At 33.0% G+C, this 21,655-nt stretch carries 24 protein-coding genes; 9 read left to right on the top strand and 15 right to left on the bottom strand.

The window, feature by feature from the left end; genetic code table 11:
• Positions 1–7 precede the first annotated feature (7 nt).
• From ACUUYC_RS06510 to ACUUYC_RS06490, 5 genes are all read right to left on the bottom strand, one after another.
• Complete coding sequence (locus ACUUYC_RS06510; RefSeq protein ID WP_474264762.1) at positions 8–1,051, bottom strand: isoaspartyl peptidase/L-asparaginase family protein; 1,044 nt, start codon at positions 1,049–1,051, stop codon at positions 8–10.
• A 136-nt stretch (positions 1,052–1,187) separates the two neighbouring features.
• Positions 1,188–1,469, bottom strand: coding sequence for a hypothetical protein (locus ACUUYC_RS06505; protein ID WP_474264761.1), 282 nt, complete (start codon positions 1,467–1,469; stop codon positions 1,188–1,190).
• A gap of 19 nt (positions 1,470–1,488) precedes the next feature.
• The gene (locus ACUUYC_RS06500; RefSeq protein ID WP_474264760.1) at positions 1,489–1,761 is read right to left on the bottom strand and encodes a hypothetical protein; all 273 of its coding nucleotides are present in this window, start codon (positions 1,759–1,761) and stop codon (positions 1,489–1,491) included.
• 26 nt (positions 1,762–1,787) lie between these two features.
• Entirely contained in the window at positions 1,788–2,051 is a 264-nt protein-coding gene (locus tag ACUUYC_RS06495) for a hypothetical protein (protein WP_474264759.1), read from the bottom strand.
• A gap of 20 nt (positions 2,052–2,071) precedes the next feature.
• Positions 2,072–2,317, bottom strand: a complete 246-nt coding sequence (locus ACUUYC_RS06490) for a hypothetical protein (protein WP_474264758.1) — start codon at positions 2,315–2,317, stop codon at positions 2,072–2,074.
• 171 nt (positions 2,318–2,488) lie between these two features.
• On the opposite strand from ACUUYC_RS06490, the gene ACUUYC_RS06485 reads away from it, so the two are divergent.
• The 4 genes from ACUUYC_RS06485 to ACUUYC_RS06470 all read left to right on the top strand — a co-directional run bounded on the left by ACUUYC_RS06485 (position 2,489) and on the right by ACUUYC_RS06470 (position 5,805).
• The gene (locus ACUUYC_RS06485; RefSeq protein WP_474264757.1) at positions 2,489–3,031 is read left to right on the top strand and encodes a 3-hydroxyanthranilate 3,4-dioxygenase; all 543 of its coding nucleotides are present in this window, start codon (positions 2,489–2,491) and stop codon (positions 3,029–3,031) included.
• Positions 3,021–3,743: a hypothetical protein gene (locus ACUUYC_RS06480; RefSeq protein WP_474264756.1), complete on the top strand. Its 723-nt coding sequence runs from the start codon at positions 3,021–3,023 to the stop codon at positions 3,741–3,743. The genes ACUUYC_RS06485 and ACUUYC_RS06480 overlap by 11 nt, the downstream gene beginning before the upstream one ends.
• 87 nt (positions 3,744–3,830) lie before the next feature.
• Positions 3,831–5,384: an L-piperidine-6-carboxylate dehydrogenase gene (gene amaB / locus ACUUYC_RS06475; RefSeq protein WP_474266358.1), complete on the top strand. Its 1,554-nt coding sequence runs from the start codon at positions 3,831–3,833 to the stop codon at positions 5,382–5,384.
• A 178-nt stretch (positions 5,385–5,562) separates the two neighbouring features.
• Positions 5,563–5,805, top strand: a complete 243-nt coding sequence (locus ACUUYC_RS06470) for a hypothetical protein (protein WP_474264754.1) — start codon at positions 5,563–5,565, stop codon at positions 5,803–5,805.
• 323 nt (positions 5,806–6,128) lie between these two features.
• Here ACUUYC_RS06470 and ACUUYC_RS06465 read toward each other — a convergent pair whose 3' ends face one another.
• The 9 genes from ACUUYC_RS06465 to ACUUYC_RS06425 form a co-directional block, all read right to left on the bottom strand.
• Positions 6,129–7,130 carry an acyl-ACP desaturase gene (locus tag ACUUYC_RS06465; RefSeq protein WP_474264753.1) on the bottom strand — a complete coding sequence of 334 codons (1,002 nt, stop codon included), beginning with the start codon at positions 7,128–7,130 and terminating at the stop codon, positions 6,129–6,131.
• A 114-nt stretch (positions 7,131–7,244) separates the two neighbouring features.
• On the bottom strand, positions 7,245–7,979 hold the full coding sequence (locus ACUUYC_RS06460) for a metallophosphoesterase (protein WP_474264752.1): 735 nt from the start codon (positions 7,977–7,979) through the stop codon (positions 7,245–7,247).
• A gap of 74 nt (positions 7,980–8,053) precedes the next feature.
• A complete protein-coding gene (locus tag ACUUYC_RS06455) occupies positions 8,054–8,605 on the bottom strand; it encodes an RNA 2'-phosphotransferase (RefSeq protein ID WP_474264750.1) in 552 nt (183 codons plus the stop codon).
• Positions 8,602–9,231: a DUF4291 domain-containing protein gene (locus tag ACUUYC_RS06450; RefSeq protein WP_474264749.1), complete on the bottom strand. Its 630-nt coding sequence runs from the start codon at positions 9,229–9,231 to the stop codon at positions 8,602–8,604. The genes ACUUYC_RS06455 and ACUUYC_RS06450 overlap by 4 nt, the downstream gene beginning before the upstream one ends.
• 1 nt (position 9,232) lies before the next feature.
• Complete coding sequence (locus tag ACUUYC_RS06445) at positions 9,233–10,099, bottom strand: MBL fold metallo-hydrolase (protein ID WP_474264747.1); 867 nt, start codon at positions 10,097–10,099, stop codon at positions 9,233–9,235.
• 83 nt (positions 10,100–10,182) lie between these two features.
• A complete protein-coding gene (locus ACUUYC_RS06440) occupies positions 10,183–11,319 on the bottom strand; it encodes a DUF5929 domain-containing protein (protein WP_474264746.1) in 1,137 nt (378 codons plus the stop codon).
• Positions 11,316–11,945, bottom strand: a complete 630-nt coding sequence (locus ACUUYC_RS06435; RefSeq protein ID WP_474264745.1) for an HD domain-containing protein — start codon at positions 11,943–11,945, stop codon at positions 11,316–11,318. The genes ACUUYC_RS06440 and ACUUYC_RS06435 overlap by 4 nt, the downstream gene beginning before the upstream one ends.
• Complete coding sequence (locus tag ACUUYC_RS06430) at positions 11,945–12,700, bottom strand: SDR family NAD(P)-dependent oxidoreductase (protein ID WP_474264744.1); 756 nt, start codon at positions 12,698–12,700, stop codon at positions 11,945–11,947. The genes ACUUYC_RS06435 and ACUUYC_RS06430 overlap by 1 nt, the downstream gene beginning before the upstream one ends.
• Positions 12,701–12,885: 185 nt before the next feature.
• Complete coding sequence (locus tag ACUUYC_RS06425; protein WP_474264743.1) at positions 12,886–13,755, bottom strand: aldo/keto reductase; 870 nt, start codon at positions 13,753–13,755, stop codon at positions 12,886–12,888.
• A 326-nt stretch (positions 13,756–14,081) separates the two neighbouring features.
• On the opposite strand from ACUUYC_RS06425, the gene ACUUYC_RS06420 reads away from it, so the two are divergent.
• A complete protein-coding gene (locus ACUUYC_RS06420) occupies positions 14,082–14,915 on the top strand; it encodes a hypothetical protein (protein ID WP_474264742.1) in 834 nt (277 codons plus the stop codon).
• A gap of 2 nt (positions 14,916–14,917) precedes the next feature.
• On the opposite strand, the gene ACUUYC_RS06415 is transcribed toward ACUUYC_RS06420, so the two are convergent.
• Positions 14,918–16,750 (bottom strand): sodium:solute symporter family protein, encoded by a 1,833-nt coding sequence (locus ACUUYC_RS06415; RefSeq protein ID WP_474264741.1) that lies wholly within the window; start codon positions 16,748–16,750, stop codon positions 14,918–14,920.
• 236 nt (positions 16,751–16,986) lie between these two features.
• On the opposite strand from ACUUYC_RS06415, the gene ACUUYC_RS06410 reads away from it, so the two are divergent.
• From ACUUYC_RS06410 to ACUUYC_RS06395, 4 genes are all read left to right on the top strand, one after another.
• Complete coding sequence (locus tag ACUUYC_RS06410) at positions 16,987–17,982, top strand: AAA family ATPase (protein ID WP_474264740.1); 996 nt, start codon at positions 16,987–16,989, stop codon at positions 17,980–17,982.
• Positions 17,983–18,096: 114 nt separating this feature from the next.
• Positions 18,097–18,963, top strand: a complete 867-nt coding sequence (locus ACUUYC_RS06405; RefSeq protein WP_474264739.1) for a DUF58 domain-containing protein — start codon at positions 18,097–18,099, stop codon at positions 18,961–18,963.
• A gap of 10 nt (positions 18,964–18,973) precedes the next feature.
• Positions 18,974–20,647 (top strand): BTB/POZ domain-containing protein, encoded by a 1,674-nt coding sequence (locus ACUUYC_RS06400; RefSeq protein ID WP_474264738.1) that lies wholly within the window; start codon positions 18,974–18,976, stop codon positions 20,645–20,647.
• Positions 20,647–21,654, top strand: a complete 1,008-nt coding sequence (locus tag ACUUYC_RS06395) for a vWA domain-containing protein (protein ID WP_474266357.1) — start codon at positions 20,647–20,649, stop codon at positions 21,652–21,654. The genes ACUUYC_RS06400 and ACUUYC_RS06395 overlap by 1 nt, the downstream gene beginning before the upstream one ends.
• Position 21,655: the final 1 nt, after the last annotated feature.

The raw sequence follows: 21,655 nt of genomic DNA, 5'->3' as shown, positions 1-21,655 counted from the left end.
AGTAATTTTACTCTTTATAAATTCCGACAGTTACCGTTCCGTTTTCGTCAACCATTGCTCTGTACATTCCAGCAGTATTAAATTCTGCAACTAAGTTTCCTTTGGCATCAATAGCAATAATTCCGCCATCGCCGCCCATGTTTTTTAATTTATTTTGAATGACCTCTTTTGAAGCTTCTTGCAATGACAAACCTTTGTATTCCATTAATGCAGAAATATCGTGTGCTACAGCTGCTCTGATAAAGTATTCTCCATGACCAGTTCCTGAAACAGCACAGGTTTTATTGTTAGCATATGTACCTGCGCCAATAATTGGTGAATCGCCAATACGACTCCATTTCTTATTGGTCATTCCGCCTGTAGAAGTTCCTGCGGCTAAGTTTCCGTTTTTGTCTAAGGCAACACAACCAACGGTTCCATATTTGTAATCTTTGATAAACGGATCAAGTGAAGCAGCGTTGTTTTTTGTATCGCGATTTTTTGCTTTTTCAAGCGATTTATATCTTCTTTCTGTATAAAAATAATTGGTGTCTACGACTTCCAATCCTTGTGAAGCTGCAAATTGTTCTGCGCCTTTTCTGGCTAATAATACATGATCTGAGTTTTCCATCACTTTCCGTGCTGCCGAAATTGGATTTTTTAAATTTGTTACACCTGCAACTGCTCCAGCGTTTAACGTTTTTCCATCCATGATAGAAGCGTCTAATTCATTTTTCCCATTATTAGCAAATACAGCTCCTTTTCCAGCGTTAAAAAGTGGTGAGTTTTCTAAAATATGAATGGTTTGTTCTACGGCATCTAAACTTGTTCCGCCATTTTTAAGGATTTCATATCCTTTTGTAGCAGCCTTTTCTAATGCTTCTTTAAATTGAGCTTCGAGTTCAGGAGATAGATTCTTTTTTAAAATAGTTCCTGCACCACCATGAATGACCAAGCCAAAACTATTTTTAGGTGGTTCATCTGCTTTAGGTGTTTCTTTTTGAGAAGTAGTATCTGTGCAACTATTTAGTAAAAAGGCAAGTAGGATTAAAACAAGAACTGATTTTTTCATCGATAAAAAATTGATTAGTGCCTTAAAATTACATAATTTCAAACGGAAAAACGGTGGTTTTTCAAATAATTATAGAAACAAAAAAAGCTTCAAAAGAATACACTTTTGAAGCTTTTACTTGATAATTTTTCAAAAATTAGCAGCCAGTAATTCCTGCCATTGTGATGAATGAATCACAGAAGCAGTTAGTGTTGGCTGAAGGACAGTCCGCACTAGGTGGTGGGCAGTTTGCCGTATTACAACCATTTGTTGCTGGTGGACAATTTGCTGTTCCACATCCAGCAGTACATTGCATTGATTCAAAAGAGTCACAAGGATTTGACCTTGCAGTTCCACCTTTTAGTGAATTCGATTGATTAAATGAAGCAATTTTAGATTTCTGAATGCTTAATTTTTGAGATAAATTCTTTTTTTTCATAAGTTTCTTTTTAATTAATTTAAGCAACGCAAATACGTATTGATTCTACTCCACAAGCTAAGTCAATTGTCCCTGGACATGGAATATTAATAGATTCACAACCGCCATTCCAAGATGGTTCACAATGACATGCTGTATACAATTCACTTACCCAAGTACAATTAAATAAATCTTGTGTTGGTCCACATGGAAAATTAAAAGATATTGGAACAGGAATTGATGCTGCACCTCCGTTAAGTTTAGAAACAGATGATTTCTTTAATGACAGATTTTTTAAATTCTTTTTTTTCATGATAATATATTTAGTTTGGTTAAAATTTATGCTTCACAAGGAATATTAATTGATATTTCACATCTATTGAATTGTGATCCACATCCATTCCATGTTGGTTCACAATTACATGCTGTATACAATTCACTTACCCAAGTACATTGGTGTAAATCATGTGTAAATAGACAATCTCTAATATTAACGGTTAACAAAATTGGTCCAGTTCCTGGAGATGGAGCAGCTGCGCCACCATTAAGTTTAGAGACAGAAGCTTTTTTGAGCGATAATGCTTTTAATTTCTTTTTTTTCATAATAGTTCAGATTTTAAAAATTAAGAATCACACACATCTTTCGATGGAATAGGACAAATAATTCCCCAAGAAGGACAGTTAATATTTTGTGTAGGAACGCATTCGCAAGCAGTGCGTAATTCACTTATCCAAGTACAGTTGAATATATTTTCTGTTTCGCAAAAACAAGTATGATGCGATTGTGCCAAACCACCTTTTACATTTCTTAGGTTAGAAATTTGCTTTTTCCCTAGTGCTAGCTTTTTACTAAGTTTCTTTTTTTTCATGATTTTGAGTATTTTAATTAATAAAAAAAGATATATAATAATGCAATGAATACTATACGGTTTTACCTTACTTAACACTTGTACGTCAGTAAATTACTGTAGTATCTGGATAAAAATGATAAAGGATCACCAAAAAATCCGTAATTTTAAAATCTAAAATTCTAAAGGATAATGGGAATACAAAAACCGTTTAATCTCAATCAATGGATTGAAGAAAATAGAGACTTATTAAAACCACCTGTAGCCAATAAAAACCTTTACAAAGAAGCAGGTGATTATATTGTAATGATTGTGGGTGGACCAAATGCTCGAAAAGATTATCATTTCAATGAAACAGAAGAATTGTTTTATCAGTTAGAAGGGAATATAGAAGTGCATATTCAAGAAGATGGTGAGAAGAAAACCATGAAATTAGGGCCAGGTGATATGTATTTACATCCTGCAAATGTGCCGCATTCTCCAGTTCGATTTGATAATTCTATCGGTCTTGTTATCGAGCGAAAGCGAAAAGGAACCAATTTTATGGATGGTTTGCAATGGTATTGTGACAACTGTAATCATCAATTGCACGAGGTAAAGTTTCCTTTATTAGATGTTGAAAAAGATTTCTTAGGACATTTTAAAGATTTTTATGCTTCGCAAGATTTGCTAACCTGCGATAATTGCGGACATGTAATGCCAGTTGACAAGCGATTTACTGCAGATGAAGACTAAGGTTTTTCTTTTATATATAAGTTTAGGCATTTTTGCATTGTCATGCGAACGTACTCTTACTGCTGAAATGATAATTGAAAAATCACTTGAAGAAGCACACGGCGGTATTGCCAATTGGGAAAAGTTAAGTCATGTATCTTACGAAAAGATAACAATACTATATGATAGTTTAGGAACTATAGAGAGTGATAAGTTCCAAGAAATTGAAACGGTAGTACAACCTGAGTTTTCTTCGGAAATGTTTTCATATCAGGGTAGCATTCAAAAACATATTCAGTTAAAAGAAGGGAAAATTCTTCTCACAATTAATAACGTTCCGCAAGATGATACTGAACAGTTAAAAACTGCACACAAAGAAATGATAGCGGCACATTTTGTACTTTGGCAACCGTATAAATTGTTAACAGACGATGTTGAACTTACGTTAGAAGGAAAAGTATTTTTAGAAGATAAAAGTGAAGCTTATAAAATAAAAGCGGTGTATCCGAATAGTGAAACCATTTGGTGGTATTATTTTGATGTTGAAACATATTTGTTGAAAGAAAACTTGGTAAAACACGGAGCAACGTACAGTCAAATAAAAAATATAGCACACGAAGGTTACACAGGATTTCAATTTCATAAAAGGCGTGAAAGTTATACTATTGATAGTATTCGGAATCAAAAGTACCTTCGCGCAAGCTATCAATACAACATTACAGAATTGCGATAATAAACAAATTACGGAAGAATGAAGATTGCTAGAATTGTGCTATCTTCGCAAAAATTTAACAAAAGAATTAAAAAAAGTTATAAATACATGGGAGCAGTGACTACTGATTTTGGAATCAAAGAAGCTTTAGCAGCGCTAGGCTTAAAAGATATCAACGAAGGAACATCAACAGGTTCAAACAATTTCTCTAATGGAGAACTTATTGAATCATATTCTCCAGTAGATGGAAAATTGATCGGAAAAGTAAAATCTTCAACAAAAGAAGATTATGAAAAAGTGATGGAAGCTGCTACTTCAGCTTTTAAAACTTGGAGAACATTGCCAGCGCCACAACGCGGTGAGATTGTACGTCAGTTTGGAGAAAAACTGAGAGAGAAAAAAGAAGCTTTAGGAAAATTGGTTTCTTATGAAATGGGGAAATCATACCAAGAAGGTTTAGGAGAAGTTCAGGAAATGATTGATATCTGTGACTTTGCGGTTGGATTATCGCGTCAGCTTCACGGACTTACAATGCACTCTGAGCGTCCAGGACACAGAATGTACGAACAATACCACCCATTAGGAGTTGTTGGAATCATTTCTGCATTTAACTTTCCAGTAGCAGTTTGGGCTTGGAATACAGCTTTAGCTTGGATTTGTGGAGATGTTTGTGTTTGGAAACCATCTGAAAAAACACCAATGTGTGGTGTAGCTTGTCAAAATATAGCAGCTGAGGTTTTTGCTGAAAACAACTTACCAGAAGGAATTTGCTGTTTAGTAAACGGAGATTATAAAGTAGGAGAATATCTTTCAAAAGACACTCGTATTCCATTAGTATCTGCAACAGGATCAACGCGTATGGGTAAAATCGTAGCGAAAGAAGTAGCAGGACGTTTAGGGAAATCTTTATTAGAATTAGGAGGAAACAATGCAATCATCGTTACACCTGATGCAGATATAAAAATGACCGTAATTGGAGCAGTTTTTGGAGCAGTTGGAACAGCAGGACAACGTTGTACTTCTACTCGTAGATTAATTATTCACGATTCAATTTATGATAAAGTAAAAGATGCAGTAGTTGCCGCTTACGGACAGTTACGTATTGGAAACCCATTAGATGAAAACAATCATGTTGGACCAGTTATTGACAAAGATGCTGTAAAAGGATATGAAGCAGCTTTAACTAAAGTTGTTGAAGAAGGTGGAAATATTGTTGTAGAAGGTGGAGTTTTATCTGGAGAAGGTTACGAAAGTGGATGTTATGTAAAACCTGCAATTGCAGAAGCTGACAATTCATTTGAAATCGTTCAGCATGAAACATTTGCGCCAGTATTATACTTACTAAAATATTCTGGAGATGTAACAAACGCTTTAGATGCTCAAAACGGAGTTGCACAAGGGTTATCTTCTGCAATTATGACAAATAACTTACGTGAAGCAGAACATTTCTTATCTGTACAAGGATCTGATTGTGGAATTGCAAACGTAAACATTGGAACGTCAGGAGCAGAAATCGGTGGAGCTTTCGGTGGAGAAAAAGATACAGGTGGTGGACGTGAGTCTGGATCTGATGCTTGGAAAGTATACATGCGAAGACAAACAAATACAATCAACTACACAACAGAATTGCCATTAGCGCAAGGAATTAAGTTTGACTTGTAGTAGAAATAGAATTTATATAGAATAAAAAATCCGCTTCAAACGAAGCGGATTTTTTGTTTTATTAAATGAAATAAAGGTTTTTTCGTAACGAATTATAAAAAAAGACTCTTCATAAAAAAAGCGTCTATATTCCTAATACGTATTTTAAAAACTTAGGAGTTTATTTAAATTTTATATTATGAAAAAAAAGAATTTTAAATCATTAAAGCTTAACAAAAATTCTATTTCTAACTTCTCTTATTCTGTAATAGCAGGAGCTGATGTTGACACTACTCCTTCAAGAAATTGTGAACCTACAATTAAGGATACAGTTGGACATTGTTATTGTACTATAGATTATCGTTTTCTTTGTGTTGGTAGTATAGATCAATGTGATGTGAGAGAAACACAAGTATTATCTGTTTGTTATTGTCCAAGTTAATCCTAATTTAAAAAGAATTTTGGCGAGCTTTGTATTTTATAATTGAAAGTTAGCGATTAAATAGTATTAAAAAAATCCGCTTCGTTTGAAGCGGATTTTTTTTATGATTTTTCAATTTAAAAATGAAAGATTACTGTTATGAAAAGCTGAATCAAGTTCAGCTTGACGTTAGGTTCATGCTTTCAAAATACTTCTCGATACAATTTTCTCTAGAAAATTACTCGAAGTGACGTTTTAGTTATTCGATCAAAACATTTTAAGTTTGAGTAAGCAATCTAAAAGCGTAGCGTTCTAACATCTAACAGGCAAAGCTGATCTAAAAATTACATCATTCCGTTTGCTTCAACCCATTTGAATTTTGTAATGTCTTCTGGAACTACTACGCGATCAGCAATACGCGCCATACGATCTGGTAATTTCATTACGTAATTTCTAGCTTTCTCTGCTGCATCCGTTAACCCAGTTAATTTATCAATTTCCCAATATGAATTTAACTTTCGCATGATGTCGATATAATCATGTGTTGTATAAACACCTAAACGTTGTGCTGCATTTGAGAAATTTTCAAACGCTGTTCCAACTGCTTCTCCAGATTCTCTTACAAATTGAGCTGGCATTACAATCTTCTTACGCATCATATCTTCAAAAGCCAACATCATTTCACTTGGATCGTATTCTAAAATTGTTTTTACAAACTCTCTATATGCCAAATGGTGTCTCATTTCGTCACCTGCAATAATATTACACATTTTTCCAAGTAATGTATTTCCTGTTTTCTTTGCCAACTGTCCAACTCTTTTGTGAGAGACATTAGTGGCTAACTCTTGAAAACTTGTATATACAAAGTTTCTATATGGATCATTTGCAGTTCCAATATCAAAGCCATCATTAATAATATGCTGCGTTGTAATTTCAATTTCGCGCATATTTACACGACCTGATAAGTATAGATATTTATTTAAAACATCTCCATGACGATTTTCTTCTCCTGTCCAATGGCGAATCCATTTTGCCCAACCATTATCTCTACCATTATTCCCATGTTGATCTATTCCTTCTACATCCATTAACCACGATTCGTACGTTGGTAATGCTTCTTCAGTAATAGTATCACCGACCAATACAACCCATAAATCGTATCCTATTTCTTTGGCTTCTTCTCTAATTTGATGTACTTCATCAAAAAAAGTATCCTTTTGTGAATTAGGTAGAAAATCTGTAGGTTGCCATATTTTTTCTGGCGGAATTAAGTATTTATCCATGTAGCTATCGATTTCTTTCTCGATAGTTTGCATGACTTCTAGACGTATATTTTTTGTAGACATTGATGGTTGTTTGATTTTGCAAAAATACCACTAAATATCAACATTTACCACGCATTTTTAACAATTAACACCTTTACTTTCAAGAGGCTTCTTATAATGTAGTAAAAATTAGTGCTATTTGTTGCGCCCTTTTTCATGAGGATATAATTCAGGAAGTGGATCACTTTGCCAAAATTCTTTTGTGTCTACATCCAAAACAGAGAGCTTTCCTGTAAAGGCTGCACCTGTATCAATATCCCATAAATTATGAGCTTTCATAGGTTTGTCAGTTCCGTATCGAGTTGTTGGTGTATGACCTACATAAATTTCAGAATATAATGATAATCTGCGCGGTCCGTATTGTGCTCTTTTAATATTTTCAATGCCGATTTCTTCTACTAAAACAGCCGTTTCTATCAGCGTTCTATCAAAATAAAAATTCTTAGGATAAAATTCTTTTTCTACACCTAACATAGATGTAAAACCTGCATGCAAAAACAATCGATTTTTGTCATCCAATATGTAATTTTCTAAATTATCGTAGAATTCTATATGTTGTTCCTTATCAAATGAAATACGCTCGTAACTTTCAATAGTTTCTTTTCCTCCATGACGATACCAAACATCGTTTACATGTCCATCCAATAACCATTCATGACACCAAACATCATGATTTCCACGAATAAAAACACATTTTTGTTTTGTGTTTAAGTTGATTAAAAACTCCACAAGTTCAGCAGATTCACTCCAACCATCTACATAATCACCCATAAAAATAAGTGTATCAGAAGTAGTAACATTAGCACGTTTTAGTACTTGCAACAATGCTTTAAATCCTCCGTGAATATCTCCAATAACTAATGTTCTCATGCAATTAAAATTTCTTCTAAAATAATATAAAAATTTATGTATAAATGTTGTTTACAAAAACATAACATTATACTTTATTCTTTGTGAAATTTAATGAACTTTACAGGAACTTCATCCGTAAGCCAAACGCCGTTTTCTGATTGATAAAATGTATAGTTTTCTGTATGCATTTCACCACTTTTTACAATAAGAATTACAGGTTTTCCTCGTCTGCTTCCTACATTAGTTGCAGTTTCTTTGTCTTCACTCAAGTGTACGTGATGTCTGCTTCCTTTTTGTAAACCAGTTGCTTGGATAGATTCCATGAACTTTTCAACCGTTCCATGATATAAATAGGTTGGTGGTTGTTTTTCATTTAAGGCTAAATCTACTTTGATAGAATGACCTTGATTGGCTCTAATCATTGTTTTATCGTCATTAAAAGCAAAACGTTTTTTCTCATTCGTATCTACTACATATTCAAGCTCTTCCATTGAAAGAGAATAAGATTCAACGTTTATCTTTTTAAGTAAAATTTCAACAGAAGTCCAACCGTTTTCATCAAGTATAATTTTGAGTTCATCAGGATTGTGTCTAAGTACATAACTTAGAAATTTACTTATATTTTTACTTCTTTTTTTATTCATGTTAATTGTAATTTTCGCAGCAATTCTTCACCTTCTGGTATAAAAGGACGTTCTGCTGGAATCATTAATTTATCGAGTTGATTCGATTTTACAAATTCATATTGTTTTGTCACAAACGCAGAGATATCTTCTATTTTTAAAATATCTTCTTTTGCGAAAGAACGGATAAATTCATTTCTGACTCCAATCTGAATTGCACGTCTATCTAGTTTTGCGCCATAAGGATCATGGTCTGGATCCCATTGCAAGCGCACATTTGAAATTTGCACAGCTTTCTTCCACGTTTCTTGGGATTCGTATAACTCAGGCTTGAAAGAAGAATGTACTGCGTTTTCCAAGTATTTCTGAAAAGCTTTACGTTTTAAGTGAATTGCTAAAACAACTTCTTGTCCAACTTTCGTTCCCCAACCATTTCTGTACATCATCCACAGGAAATTTGGTTTAATCCACGTCATGCGTTCCAAGCTAAATGGTCCGCCAAAAAATTGATTTTTTGCAGCAAAATGTCCAATTGCTGGTCTATAAGATTGATATACGATTATTTTTTTATCGTCATATTGTGCCATAATATGATGACCGTTTTGTGGCCATTCATTATGTTGTGTTATATAATTTTGTATTTCCATGTTAATTGATTGACTCTTGCGCCAAAATATTTTTAACAGCTTTTCCAACAGGAATTCGGTACACAGGAATCTTTATGTTGTAATGCTGTATGTGTTTTTTAATTGCTGCATCTATTTCATGCTGATCATACCGTGATGAGAAATGTCCTAAAACAAGTTTGTCAACCGTAATATTTGCAACCATTTCAAAGACTTCATCCAACGAACTATGTTTATTTTTGCCCGCTTTGGTATTCGTTTCTTCTTTAGTTAAAAATGTTGCTTCATGTATCAAAACTTCACTATTGTGATAGCGTTCATAATCTTCAATTGGTGTATCTCCTGAATATGATAGAATATTTCTTTTAACCTCATTTGTTAGAAAGTCATCTCCGTGTAGTTTCTTAATTTGAATGAGCTCATCTTTGTGTAAATTTATAAACTCAGGTTTCAACTTTCGTTTGGTTTCAAATACTTTATAACTTAAACTCTTTAACAAGTTGGGTTGAACTACATGACCATTTTCAACCGCTTCTACTTGTATTGTGTTTTTTGTAGAAATTATTGATTTGTTTTCTATAGCTTGCCAATTTGTACCTGTATTATGTGGATCAAACTTGGTGAAAAAATCATTTAAAAAAGGAAATGAACCTGAATCTTTAGGATAATAAATGGTTGGTTTTAAACCTGCAAATAATTGATTAAACTGTAGTAAACCAGTTAAATGATCTCTATCAGCATGTGAAACAAAAACATGTTTTACTTTTCCTGCTTTCCCAAGTAAACTTGCACAAACGCCATCGCCTGCATCAAATAAAATTCCTAATTCTTCTATAAAATACCACGTAGCATATAATGCCGTAGAGTATCCGTGTATGGTGAGTTTCATGTTTTTTGCTACTAATTACTTTGGAGAAGATGTGTATTCTTGTGTAAATATAGAATCCTTTTTTTAATTATTAAAATAGGTTCCTAACTATATTTTATTTTTCGTAAAATTCGAATCGTGGCTTTGTACAATTCGTAAATATCTTTATCATAGCTTTTTAGATATGGTTTTGCGATGTCTAATTTTTCTCGCGCATCGTGAAAACCATTCAAATAGCAAATCATATACGTTGCTGGAAGGTTGCGTAAATCGTGATCTTCGTTTTCGTTAATCGGAATTTTTTTGATGAGTTTTTCAAGAATTGCATTATTGCTATTATAAATATGATGCAACGTTTTTTTGTCAAATTGTGGTGCTTTAAAAATTAGGTTGCTATCTATAGTATACATTCCATTCGGTTGAAATTTAATGGTCTTTTTCTCTAAAGGATAATATTCGTACTTATTTTGCAATCCTAACGGAACATATTCTATAATCGTAAATTCGTCTTCAGTATAGGTAATTTCAACTTCATCTAACGCAGAATAAAACAATTTTACTTGTTCGTTAATCATTTCAATATCAACTCTGGAATAAAAAATTTGATCTCTTTTTTTTTGTTTAATTCCTGCCCAACAAACCACAAATTGCTCTTTAAATACTTGGTAATGTGAGTCTAAATTTTCATGTTCATTATTAATAAAATTAATTACGCTATCCAATGTTAATTTGATATTGTTTTGCGCATTTCTCTCAATGGTTTGTACAATTTCTGAATTCACATCTTTAATCTCAATATCAAATACTTTTGGCATAGAAATGCTCCCATCTCGCAGAAAAACAGAACCACCATAATATTTCCAAATATTCTTTTTAAGTGATGTGATTTGATCATTTGACCGAATGGTGACCAAACCAACTACTTTTCCTTTAGGCAAATGTGAAAAGTAAATGTTTTCATATTGTACAATTGGCGGATTTGCTAAATATGCATTGACTAAGTTTTGAATTTTACTATCGTCAAAAAAATCAACACCAACAATTTTATTGTCTTCATCTTCGACGCCAATTACGATAAAAGAATTATTTTTTGGGTTGCTGTTAGAAAGTGCGCAAATATGTTTCAGAAACTTTGCTTTTCCTTCTTTTTCGGCAATATTTAATTTTCGCTTTTTATCATAAAAACTATTCTCGTCGTTGTGTGCGAGTAAATTTTTAATCAAAAGGCGTTTATTAATCATAATAAGGTAAGTTCTTTTTGGATGTTTTCTCTAGCGTTTGTTTCCCACAAATCGTGGTATTTTTTGGTGTAATAAATTCGTGGACGTTCTAGAAAATGCTGCAATACTTTCTTTCTTCCTCTTTTGTACATAAAATCTGGATACATGGAATATTCTTTACGAATTTTTTTGGTGTATGATTCATACGTTTCCCAAGTAGTTCCCAAAATAGCCAAATCCCAGTCCAAAAGATAGGCATTATCTTGATTTTGAGTGTTTAGGATTTCATGTTTTTTTGTAGAAATGATCAATTTTTCGCAGATTTCCACTCTTTTTGAGTCAATTTTGAGAGTTTTTAATTGTTTTTTGGCAAATTTTGCACTTTTCAACTCATTATTACTTTTGGTTGCTTTATATACAATATCATGGTACCAAATAGCAAATTGTAACATATCATAATCATTTAAATCAGCTTGATCATTCTCTGCAAAATGCAACATATGACTGATATGATTTAAGTTGTGATAATGTCGTTTACCTTCATTATAAAACCCTTTTACTTCTTCCCAGTGATAATCTAAAAATAAATTATCATCATTATATTTAGATGTAAGATCTTTCCAAAGTGTATAAAGTCTGTTATGCATTATAATTTCTTTACAATCGTATTCGAAGCCTGTGCCGTACACATGACCATTAAATCAGCAACATTTACATGCGCAGGTCGCGATACAATAAAGTATGCAATCTCAGCAATATCTTGTGGTTTCAACGGTTCATAACCTTGATATACTTTCTCAGCTCTATCTTCATCACCTTTAAAACGAACATCGCTAAACTCCGTTTCTACCAATCCAGGATTAATCGCGCCAACGCGAATTCCATGTGCATTCAAATCTAATCGCATTCCTTGATTCAGTGCGTCAACAGCATGTTTGCTAGCGCAATACACATTTCCGTTTGGATACACTTCTTTTCCTGCTGTAGAACCAATATTTAAAATATGACCCGCATTTCGTGCTACCATTTCCGGAATAATTGCCTTACTCACATATAACAATCCTTTCACATTAATATCTAACATGGCGTCCCAATCGTCCAAACTTCCATTTTGAATCGAATCCATACCGTGTGCATTTCCTGCATTATTGATCAAAATATCAATCGTTTTGAAGTTTTCAGGTAAAGAATCTACTGCTTTTGCAACATTTTCTTTATCACGTACGTCAAAATTTAAGGTGTGAATTTCGGTATATGAACTTAATTCATCTTTCAATGCGTCCAAACGTTCTTGTCTTCGTCCACAAAGAATTAAACGGATGTTGTGTGTTGCAAATTCACGTGCAATTTCGCGTCCAATTCCACTTGTGGCACCTGTAATAAAAGCTGTTTTTTTTGTCATATTTATTTCCCACGAAAGTGGGAATCTATTTTTAATTAAACAAATACTATTTTAAATCTCAAAAATCTATTCTCGATACATTTTTTTGATTTTTCAATACAAAAAAACACTCGAATTGACGTTTTTTGAGTTCGAATTTTGAATCTATTCTAAATACTCAATACTAAAACCTCACTACTATGAAACTAAGGAACTTCATGTCCTTGACTTTCCACTAATAAGCTAAACCAATCTTCCAACGACAAGTCAATTTCTGTTGCTTTTGCAGCATTTGTAATACGTTTGGGCGTTGTTGTACCAATCACAGGATGCACATTTGCTGGATGTTTTAAAATCCAAGCTAAGACCAATTGATCTTTTTGGGCATTATATTTTTCTGTCAAACGCTCCAAAACTTTGTCAATCCTGAAAGTTTGCTCAGTTGAATCACGAAAAACGTTTCCTAAAGGTTGCCAAGCCATTGGAATGATGGAATTTGTAATCATATGATCGAGTGTTCCATCATGCATTGCATCAAAATCTGTCAATGAAAACTGAATCTGATTTGCCGTAATTGTATTTTTAGTATTCACCATTGTCATCTGCGATGGTGTAAAGTTGGAAACACCAAATTCTTTGATTTTCCCTTGTATTTTTAATTGATCGATTGCTTTAGCAATTTCGTCAGGATGCATTAACGGACTAGGTCTGTGCAACAATAAAAGATCTAAATAATCTGTTTGCAACTGCTTTAGCGAAGTTTCTGCTGACCAAATAATATAAGCTGCAGAATATTCATAATGATTAATTGTATTTTGACGACTTTCTGCTTGCAATTGAATCCCACATTTTGAAATAATTTCGATGCTTTCGCGATTGATGTTGCTTTGCGCGAATGCGTTGCCAAAATCAGCTTCAGTAGTATAACTACCATAAATATCAGCATGATCAAACGTGGTAATTCCTGCATCCTTACAATGATGCATCAGGTCAACCATTTGCGAAGTTGAAAGTTGTTTTCCCCAACTTCCCCAAGTCATGGTGCCAGCAATAATTCTTGAATAATTTGTATGCACAGTCTTTTATTATTTACTGTAAAAATACAAATTAGATTTGTTAGACTTCTTAGATTTTTGGAGTTTTAGAAAATCGTCACGAATAATTTTTTATTGTGTTTTTTTTTGAATATTTCGTTGTCATTCCGAATCAAGTTCAGCTTGACGAACTTACAATCTAAAAATGAAGCGCGTCTAAAAAACTACTAAAATTAAAAACCTTTTGTACGATTTTGATCTTGTGTAAGAAAATTGTAGCTTTAAAACTAACTAAATTCTTAAAAAAATAGGTTTGGTTAAAGTAGAAATAACGGAAATTTCTGTTATACATAAGTTAAAATATAACTATGACCGATAAAGTAGGACTTATTAAAAACCCTCTAACTATTATTGCAATATTTGCTGGAATAGCTGAAGTTAGTGGCACACTTGTTTTACCGTTTATTAATGAATTAAATCAGGCGACATTTATTTATTTTTTAATTTTTTTTCCATCAGTATTAATCTTATTGTTTTTCATTACTTTAAATTTCAATAATAAAGTTCTCTATGCGCCATCAGATTATAAAGATGAAACCCATTATTTGAAAATTAATAAATATGATATTGCTAAACAGGAAACAGTTGAAATAAAAGTTACGAACGAAGATTCTCAAAATCAAAGGATAGTTGAATTAGAAGAAAAAATCACCAAACTCAATAGTCAAATACTCAATTATAAAAAATCTATTCAAACAAATAGTGAAATCATTGAAGATTATACTACGATAAATGATGATTACTATGAATATTTTGTTTCTGATTTTTCAAATGCCCCATCTTATATTTCATTGTTGAGAAGAAAAGGTATTAGCTTTGAAATATATCGTTCTCCTGGATCAATTAATAATAGTTATCCTAACGCTAAAGACAACATGTCTATATGGTTAGGTAAAGATATTCGATTGAAAGAGGCGCAAATTATTATTAAATATGCAAAAAAATTCTTTCCTTTCTTAAAATACATCACACTTTCTGGAAAGTATTTTAATGAGCATGATCAAATATTTATTGGAGGAGACACTAATGCAGCTGTAGAAAGATTCAACAGAAGAGAAATAAATGTATCTGAATTCATAAAATTACAAGAATTTACTGAATTAGAGCCATTTCATAAATATATAGAAAGCTTTCATAAATAAATTTAAAAAACCGTTGCTCTGATCTTTTTCCAAAGCCTTGTGAGAATAAACCCAGAAGTAATCACCACAATTGTTAATGTAATTGCATAATTATAATCACCGTAAATCCAATAACCTGTTGCAAACATGATGCTATAAATAAAAATCATGGCAACAAGCATGGCTAAAATTCCAAAAGGAACATTCCAAGGTTGTCTATCAGTTACAATTTCTACATTTGCTTCTTCTGCATCAGTAATTGTTTTTTTCCATCCAGGTCCACCAGGTTGTGTTTTTTTGTAAAAATTGAACAAGGTTTCTTTGGTTTCAGGTTGTGTTAAGAAAGTTACGGTTACCCAAATAATAGAGGTAATTAATACAACCATTGGAAATTGCATATACGCAGGCATTTCACCTATAACTATATTTCCACTAATATCTTTATGTGTAAATAGAATTTCTCCAACGACAGTTAATTTAAACAGAAAAGAAATGATACCAGAAGCAATCATTGCCGAAATTTCACTCCATGCATTAATTCGCCACCAAAACCATCGTAAGATAAAAATCAATCCAGTTCCTGCACCAAACATGATAATAATGTCAAAAAGTTGACTTGCATTTTGTAAGAATAATGCGAAAATAGCACTAAAAACCATCAAAACAACTGTTGAAATTCGCCCAACATTTACGAGTTCTTTTTCAGAAGCATTTTTGTTTATTGTTTGTTTGTAGAAATCGTTTACTACATAGGATGATCCCCAATTTAAGTGTGTAGAAATTGTAGACATATATGCTGCAACTAATGAAGCTAGTACTAAACCTAATAATCCACTTGGTAACTTTGTCAACATTGCCGAATAGGCTAAATCGTGTCCTAATTTATCAGCAGGAATGTTTGGAAATGCTTGTTGAATGCTTGCAACATCTGGGAAAACCACCAAGGAAGCTAAGGCAACTAAAATCCACGGCCAAGGACGCAATGCATAATGCATAATGTTAAAGAAAAACGTTGCGCCAATGGCATGATTTTCATCTTTTGCCGCTAACATTCGTTGTGCAATATAACCGCCACCGCCAGGTTCTGCACCTGGAAACCAAGAGCTCCACCATTGTACAGCCAGTGGAATTACAATTAAAGTGATTAGAATTTCTTTATTATTAAAATCTGGAAAAATATTAATCTTATCCGCTACATTTTCATGTGTGATTAGGTTTTCAATTCCGCCAACTTCTGGAAGTGTTACACAGTAATATGCAGCTCCAATAGCACCAGCCATTGCAACAAAAAATAGTAAAAAATCAGTATATACAACACCTTTAAATCCGCCAATAGCGCTAAAAACCACGGTAATTGTTCCTGCATATACAATTGTTTCTATTGGTGATAGTCCAAGCATAACTCCACCAATTTTTATTGCAGCAAGCGTAACTCCAGCCATAGCAAATACATTAAAAATGACACCTAAATATACTGCTCTAAATCCTCTTAAAAACTTTGCAGGTTTTCCGCCATAGCGCAATTCATAAAACTCAATATCAGTAGCTACATTCGATTTTCGCCATAGTTTTGCATAGACAAAAACAGTTAATAAACCTGTAATTAAAAAAGCCCACCACATCCAATTGGACGAAACTCCGTCTTTACGAACAATATCTGTTACAAAGTTTGGTGTATCTGTTGAAAAAGTAGTTGCAACCATAGAAACTCCTAAAATCCACCAAGGCATATTTCTACCTGATAAAAAATATTCAGATGTATTTTTCCCAGAAGTTTTAGACACATAAATTCCAATTCCTAAAACAATAGCAAAGAATCCAATAATGAGGCTATAATCTAATCCTGATAATTCCATAAAAAAAGTTTAAAAAGAGGCGCTGCAATTCCTTAAATTGCGAATCGAACACTTTTGAGTTATCAACAAAAAAATGAGATCTATGGATTTCATTTTAAGTTTTGAGTTTTAAAGGCTTCAATATATAAATTATCCTAAATATTTTAACCAATTATTAACAGCAATAAAGGAATTATTTTAACAATTTGCATCGTTAAAATGTGATTAGTAAATTCACGCCACAAAAAAGTACCCAAATGGAAGAAACAATTGATATTAGAGCTATTAACGAAAAGATAGAAAGAGAAAGTGCATTTGTCGATTTACTTATGTTAGAAATGAACAAAGTAATTGTAGGACAAAGACACATGGTAGAGCGCTTGTTAATAGGCTTATTAGGACAAGGACATATACTACTTGAAGGTGTTCCTGGTTTGGCAAAAACATTAGCCATCAATACACTAAGTAAAGCTGTTCAAGGAAGTTTTAGTAGAATACAGTTTACGCCCGATTTGCTTCCTGCAGATGTAGTAGGAACGTTGATCTATAATATGAAAGACAACGATTTCTCTATTAAGAAAGGACCAATTTTTGCAAATTTTGTACTTGCAGATGAGATTAATCGTGCGCCAGCTAAAGTACAATCGGCATTGTTAGAAGCCATGCAGGAAAAGCAAGTTACTATTGGTGATGAAACGTTTATTTTGGATAAACCTTTCTTAGTAATGGCAACACAAAACCCTGTTGAGCAAGAAGGAACGTATCCGTTACCTGAAGCGCAAGTGGATCGTTTTATGTTAAAAACGGTAATCGATTATCCAAAAATGGATGAAGAACAATTGATTATGCGTGCAAACCTAAAAGGAAGCTTTGAAAAAGTAAATCCGGTTGTTTCAGTAGAACAAATTCTAAAAGCACAAGCAGCTGTACGTGAAGTATACATGGATGAAAAGATTGAAAAATATATTTTAGATATCATTTTTGCAACACGTTATCCAGAGAAATACAAACTAGGAAATTTAAAACCTTTAATTAGTTTTGGTGCTTCTCCTCGTGGAAGTATCAACTTGGCAAACGCTGCAAAATGTTATGCATTCATTAAACGAAGAGGTTATGTAATTCCTGAAGATGTACGTGCTGTAGTTCATGATGTATTGCGTCACAGAATTGGAATTACGTACGAAGCGGAAGCAGAAAACATTACTTCTGAAGGAATTATCAATGATATTGTAAACGAAATTGAAGTACCGTAAATGAGTCATGAGTTATTAGTAGTGAGTATTGAGACGTTTCTCGAATACAATCTGGTAATTTGACAAACTGACTGAAAACTGTTCACTGAAAACTGAACACTGCATACAGAAACAATGGATACAAAAGAGTTACTTAAAAAAGTACGAAAAATAGAAATTAAAACGCGCCGTTTGAGCGATCATATCTTTGGAGGAGAATATCATTCTACGTTCAAAGGAAGAGGTATGACGTTTAGTGAAGTGCGTCAGTATCAATTTGGTGATGATGTTCGAAATATTGATTGGAATGTAACCGCGCGTTACAACGAACCATACATTAAAGTTTTTGAAGAAGAGCGCGAATTGACAATGATGCTTATGGTTGATGTTTCAGGTTCGGAGTTATTTGGAACAAATACACAATTTAAAAATGCAACTATTACGGAAATTTCGGCAACCTTGGCTTTTTCTGCAATGCAAAACAATGATAAAGTAGGTTTGATTTTATTTTCAGACGGAATTGAATTGTTTATTCCACCTAAAAAAGGAAAATCGCATGTATTGCGCATTATTCGTGAATTGTTAGAGTTTACACCAAAAAGTACAAAAACGGATATTTCTCAAGCATTACGATTCTTATCGAGTGTCATGAAGAAAAAAGCAATTGTTTTTATGTTGTCAGATTTCATTGCTGACGATTATGAACAAACGTTGAAAATTTCGGCAAAGAAACATGATCTTACAGGAATTAGAATTTTTGACAAACGTGAAGAAGAAATTCCAAACTTAGGAATTGTGCAAATGCAAGATAGTGAAACAGGCGAAAACATGTTGGTCAATACGGGATCAAAAACGGTTCGTAGAAACTATGCTAAGTTCTATCAAGAAAAAGTAAACAACTTCAAAGAATTATTTTCAAAAAGTGGTGCAGGTGTTATCAATACACGTGTTGATGAAAGTTACGTGAAAAAACTATTAGGATATTTTAAACGAAGAGGATAAAAAATAACGAATGAAGAATACTAAATTACAAAGACGTACGAGTGTATTGTTTTCGGTTGAAAAATTGAAAACATACTTCTTTATGTGCGCAATTCTTTTTTCGCTCGCTGCTCAGGCACAAAAAGTCGTAGCAGTTGTAGATTCTACACAAATCAAAATTGGAGAAGAAATAAAGCTCTCTATTTTGGTAGAAGCAGATTCTACGGCAAGTGTGGTATTTCCACAAGAAGCAAATCTATTTCTTCCGTTAGAATTATTGGAAGCTTATGAAGTTGATACGCTAAAAAAAGACGCTAAATACAATCTGACAAGAAAATACGGACTTACACAGTTCGACTCTGGTAAATATTTCATTCCAAAGCAAAAAATTCTTATCAACGAAAAACCATTCTTTACAGATTCTATTCGAATTGCTGTGGCAGATGTTGCAGTAGATACGCTTAAGCAGAAAATGTATGAAATAAAATCAATAGTTTCTGTAGAAAAAGGAAGTAGCAATTGGTGGAAGTGGTTTTTAGGAATTCTAGTGCTTTTGGCAATATTCGGACTGTACTTTTACTACTTTGTATTTCAGCTAAAAGCGAAAAAGAAGAAAAAGAAGAAAAAAGAAATTCCACCATATGATAGAGCATTATTACAATTGAATGAATTGGATAACTCTACATTACTATTAAAATCAGAATACAAAGATTACTATTCTGAATTGACAAATATTGTACGTCAATATATAGAAGAAGAAGTTCGGATTGATGCATTAGAAAGTACAACTGCAGAACTCATCCGAAAAATAGAAGCACAAAAGCAAGCTGGATATTTAGATTTAAAAGAGGAAACGATTAAAAATCTGAAAAATGTATTGCAAACTGCCGATTTGGTAAAATTTGCGAAATCAAAACCAGACGATTCTATCATTCAAGCAGATCGTAATTTGGTGGAACATATTGTTGTAGAAACCAAAGAAGCTGTTCCTGAAATATCAGAAGAAGAACTCAAAAAAGACGAAGAATACAAGCGTAGATTGCTAGAAGAACAACGTAAAAAACGACGTTTTAGAAATGCAGTTATCGGAATTGTCGCTATGATTATCACTTTTGGTGGATTAATTGGGTATGCAACATTATCCTATGTAAAAGAAAATACATACATCGGTCATTCAATAGATGATTTAATAGATGGCGAATGGATTACAAGTGAATATGGCGCATCAGGTTTTACAATTGCTACACCACAAGTATTAAAACGTGCAGGCGCTATTAAAAAATCAGATACTATTCAATCACCTGTAAACTCAGAAATGTTTCAGTATCAAAGTTATTTGGCACCATATGCAATCAACTTAGAAACATTGACATTTACAGAAAAAATAGAAATTACAGCGGATCAAATTACGGAGCAAATTCTAAAACAATACGAACAAGCAGGAACCACAGAAATTGTGGTAAAATATGACGAATACGAATCGCCACGTGGTGTAAAAGGTGTTAAAATGTATGGAAGTGCTAACTTTAATGATGTAGAAAATCCATTAGGAACTTCACAAAAAAGGGCATACGAAGTATACATTTTTGAAGAAGGAATTGGCGTGCAAATTCTGCGTTTGATGTATGCAGTTGATGATGATGAAGGGAAAAAGATATCGAATAGAATATTAGGCTCAATAACACAAATAGAAGAACAAAAATGATGTTAGAAAATTATAGTTTTGCACATCCACAATTCTTTTGGTTGTTATTGGCATTGCCTATAGCAATCGCTTGGTACATTTGGAAACGACCAAAGCAATTAGCATCTGTGAAAATGTCAAGTTTGCAAGGTTTCAAAGCAACACCTAGTATCTTGCCAAAATTAAAACCAGTACTATTTGCATTGCGTTTATTGGCAGTAATTGCATTAATTGTTGCAATTGCGCGTCCACAAATAAAGGAAGTGTCCACACGTGTGAAAACAAATAACGGAATTGATATTGTCATGGCAATTGATGTTTCGGCAAGTATGTTATCAAAAGATTTAAAGCCAAATCGATTGACAGCATTAAAAAAAGTAGCTGCGGAATTTATTGATGGGCGACCAAGTGATCGTATTGGATTGGTTATATATGCAGGAGAAAGTTTTACCAAAACACCAATTACAACAGATAAAAACATCATTCAAACCGCGCTCAAAGGAATTAAATATAAGCATGGTGAATTGGTTGGTGGAACTGCCATAGGTATGGGATTGGCTACAGCAGTAAATCGATTAAAAGATAGTGAAACTAAAAGTAAAGTCATCATTCTATTAACAGATGGAGTGAACAATGCTGGATTTATAGAACCGCAAATTGCTTCCGAATTAGCTGTAGAATATGGCATAAAAGTATATACTATTGGAATTGGAACGAACGGAATGGCATCAACGCCTATAAGAATTAATCCAGATGGAAGCCTAATGTATAGAAACATGCAAGTAACCATTGATGAAAAGCTATTAAAGGAAATTGCTTCCACTACAGGTGGAAAATACTTTAGAGCAACCAATAGTAAAAAATTGGCAGCGATTTATGACGAAATTAATAAGCTTGAAAAAACAGAAATAGAAGAATTTAGATACACAAACTATGACGAAAAATTCAGAATTTTTGTACTGTTTGCAGGACTCTTATTATTGTTAGAAATTATTTTAAGAAAAACACTATTCAGAAGTTTTATCTAAA

It is taken from the genome of Kordia sp. E (assembly GCF_056033805.1).
This window is presented reverse-complemented; position numbering and strand designations above follow the sequence as displayed.

Coding starts and splice junctions, on each gene's coding strand:
- ACUUYC_RS06510 (WP_474264762.1), bottom strand. CDS start 1,051: ATGAAAAAATCAGTTCTTGTTTTAATCCTACTTGCCTTTTTACTAAAT.
- ACUUYC_RS06505 (WP_474264761.1), bottom strand. CDS start 1,469: ATGAAAAAAAAGAATTTATCTCAAAAATTAAGCATTCAGAAATCTAAA.
- ACUUYC_RS06500 (WP_474264760.1), bottom strand. CDS start 1,761: ATGAAAAAAAAGAATTTAAAAAATCTGTCATTAAAGAAATCATCTGTT.
- ACUUYC_RS06495 (WP_474264759.1), bottom strand. CDS start 2,051: ATGAAAAAAAAGAAATTAAAAGCATTATCGCTCAAAAAAGCTTCTGTC.
- ACUUYC_RS06490 (WP_474264758.1), bottom strand. CDS start 2,317: ATGAAAAAAAAGAAACTTAGTAAAAAGCTAGCACTAGGGAAAAAGCAA.
- ACUUYC_RS06485 (WP_474264757.1), top strand. CDS start 2,489: ATGGGAATACAAAAACCGTTTAATCTCAATCAATGGATTGAAGAAAAT.
- ACUUYC_RS06480 (WP_474264756.1), top strand. CDS start 3,021: ATGAAGACTAAGGTTTTTCTTTTATATATAAGTTTAGGCATTTTTGCA.
- amaB (WP_474266358.1), top strand. CDS start 3,831: ATGGGAGCAGTGACTACTGATTTTGGAATCAAAGAAGCTTTAGCAGCG.
- ACUUYC_RS06470 (WP_474264754.1), top strand. CDS start 5,563: ATGAAAAAAAAGAATTTTAAATCATTAAAGCTTAACAAAAATTCTATT.
- ACUUYC_RS06465 (WP_474264753.1), bottom strand. CDS start 7,130: ATGTCTACAAAAAATATACGTCTAGAAGTCATGCAAACTATCGAGAAA.
- ACUUYC_RS06460 (WP_474264752.1), bottom strand. CDS start 7,979: ATGAGAACATTAGTTATTGGAGATATTCACGGAGGATTTAAAGCATTG.
- ACUUYC_RS06455 (WP_474264750.1), bottom strand. CDS start 8,605: ATGAATAAAAAAAGAAGTAAAAATATAAGTAAATTTCTAAGTTATGTA.
- ACUUYC_RS06450 (WP_474264749.1), bottom strand. CDS start 9,231: ATGGAAATACAAAATTATATAACACAACATAATGAATGGCCACAAAAC.
- ACUUYC_RS06445 (WP_474264747.1), bottom strand. CDS start 10,099: ATGAAACTCACCATACACGGATACTCTACGGCATTATATGCTACGTGG.
- ACUUYC_RS06440 (WP_474264746.1), bottom strand. CDS start 11,319: ATGATTAATAAACGCCTTTTGATTAAAAATTTACTCGCACACAACGAC.
- ACUUYC_RS06435 (WP_474264745.1), bottom strand. CDS start 11,945: ATGCATAACAGACTTTATACACTTTGGAAAGATCTTACATCTAAATAT.
- ACUUYC_RS06430 (WP_474264744.1), bottom strand. CDS start 12,700: ATGACAAAAAAAACAGCTTTTATTACAGGTGCCACAAGTGGAATTGGA.
- ACUUYC_RS06420 (WP_474264742.1), top strand. CDS start 14,082: ATGACCGATAAAGTAGGACTTATTAAAAACCCTCTAACTATTATTGCA.
- ACUUYC_RS06415 (WP_474264741.1), bottom strand. CDS start 16,750: ATGGAATTATCAGGATTAGATTATAGCCTCATTATTGGATTCTTTGCT.
- ACUUYC_RS06410 (WP_474264740.1), top strand. CDS start 16,987: ATGGAAGAAACAATTGATATTAGAGCTATTAACGAAAAGATAGAAAGA.
- ACUUYC_RS06405 (WP_474264739.1), top strand. CDS start 18,097: ATGGATACAAAAGAGTTACTTAAAAAAGTACGAAAAATAGAAATTAAA.
- ACUUYC_RS06400 (WP_474264738.1), top strand. CDS start 18,974: ATGAAGAATACTAAATTACAAAGACGTACGAGTGTATTGTTTTCGGTT.
- ACUUYC_RS06395 (WP_474266357.1), top strand. CDS start 20,647: ATGTTAGAAAATTATAGTTTTGCACATCCACAATTCTTTTGGTTGTTA.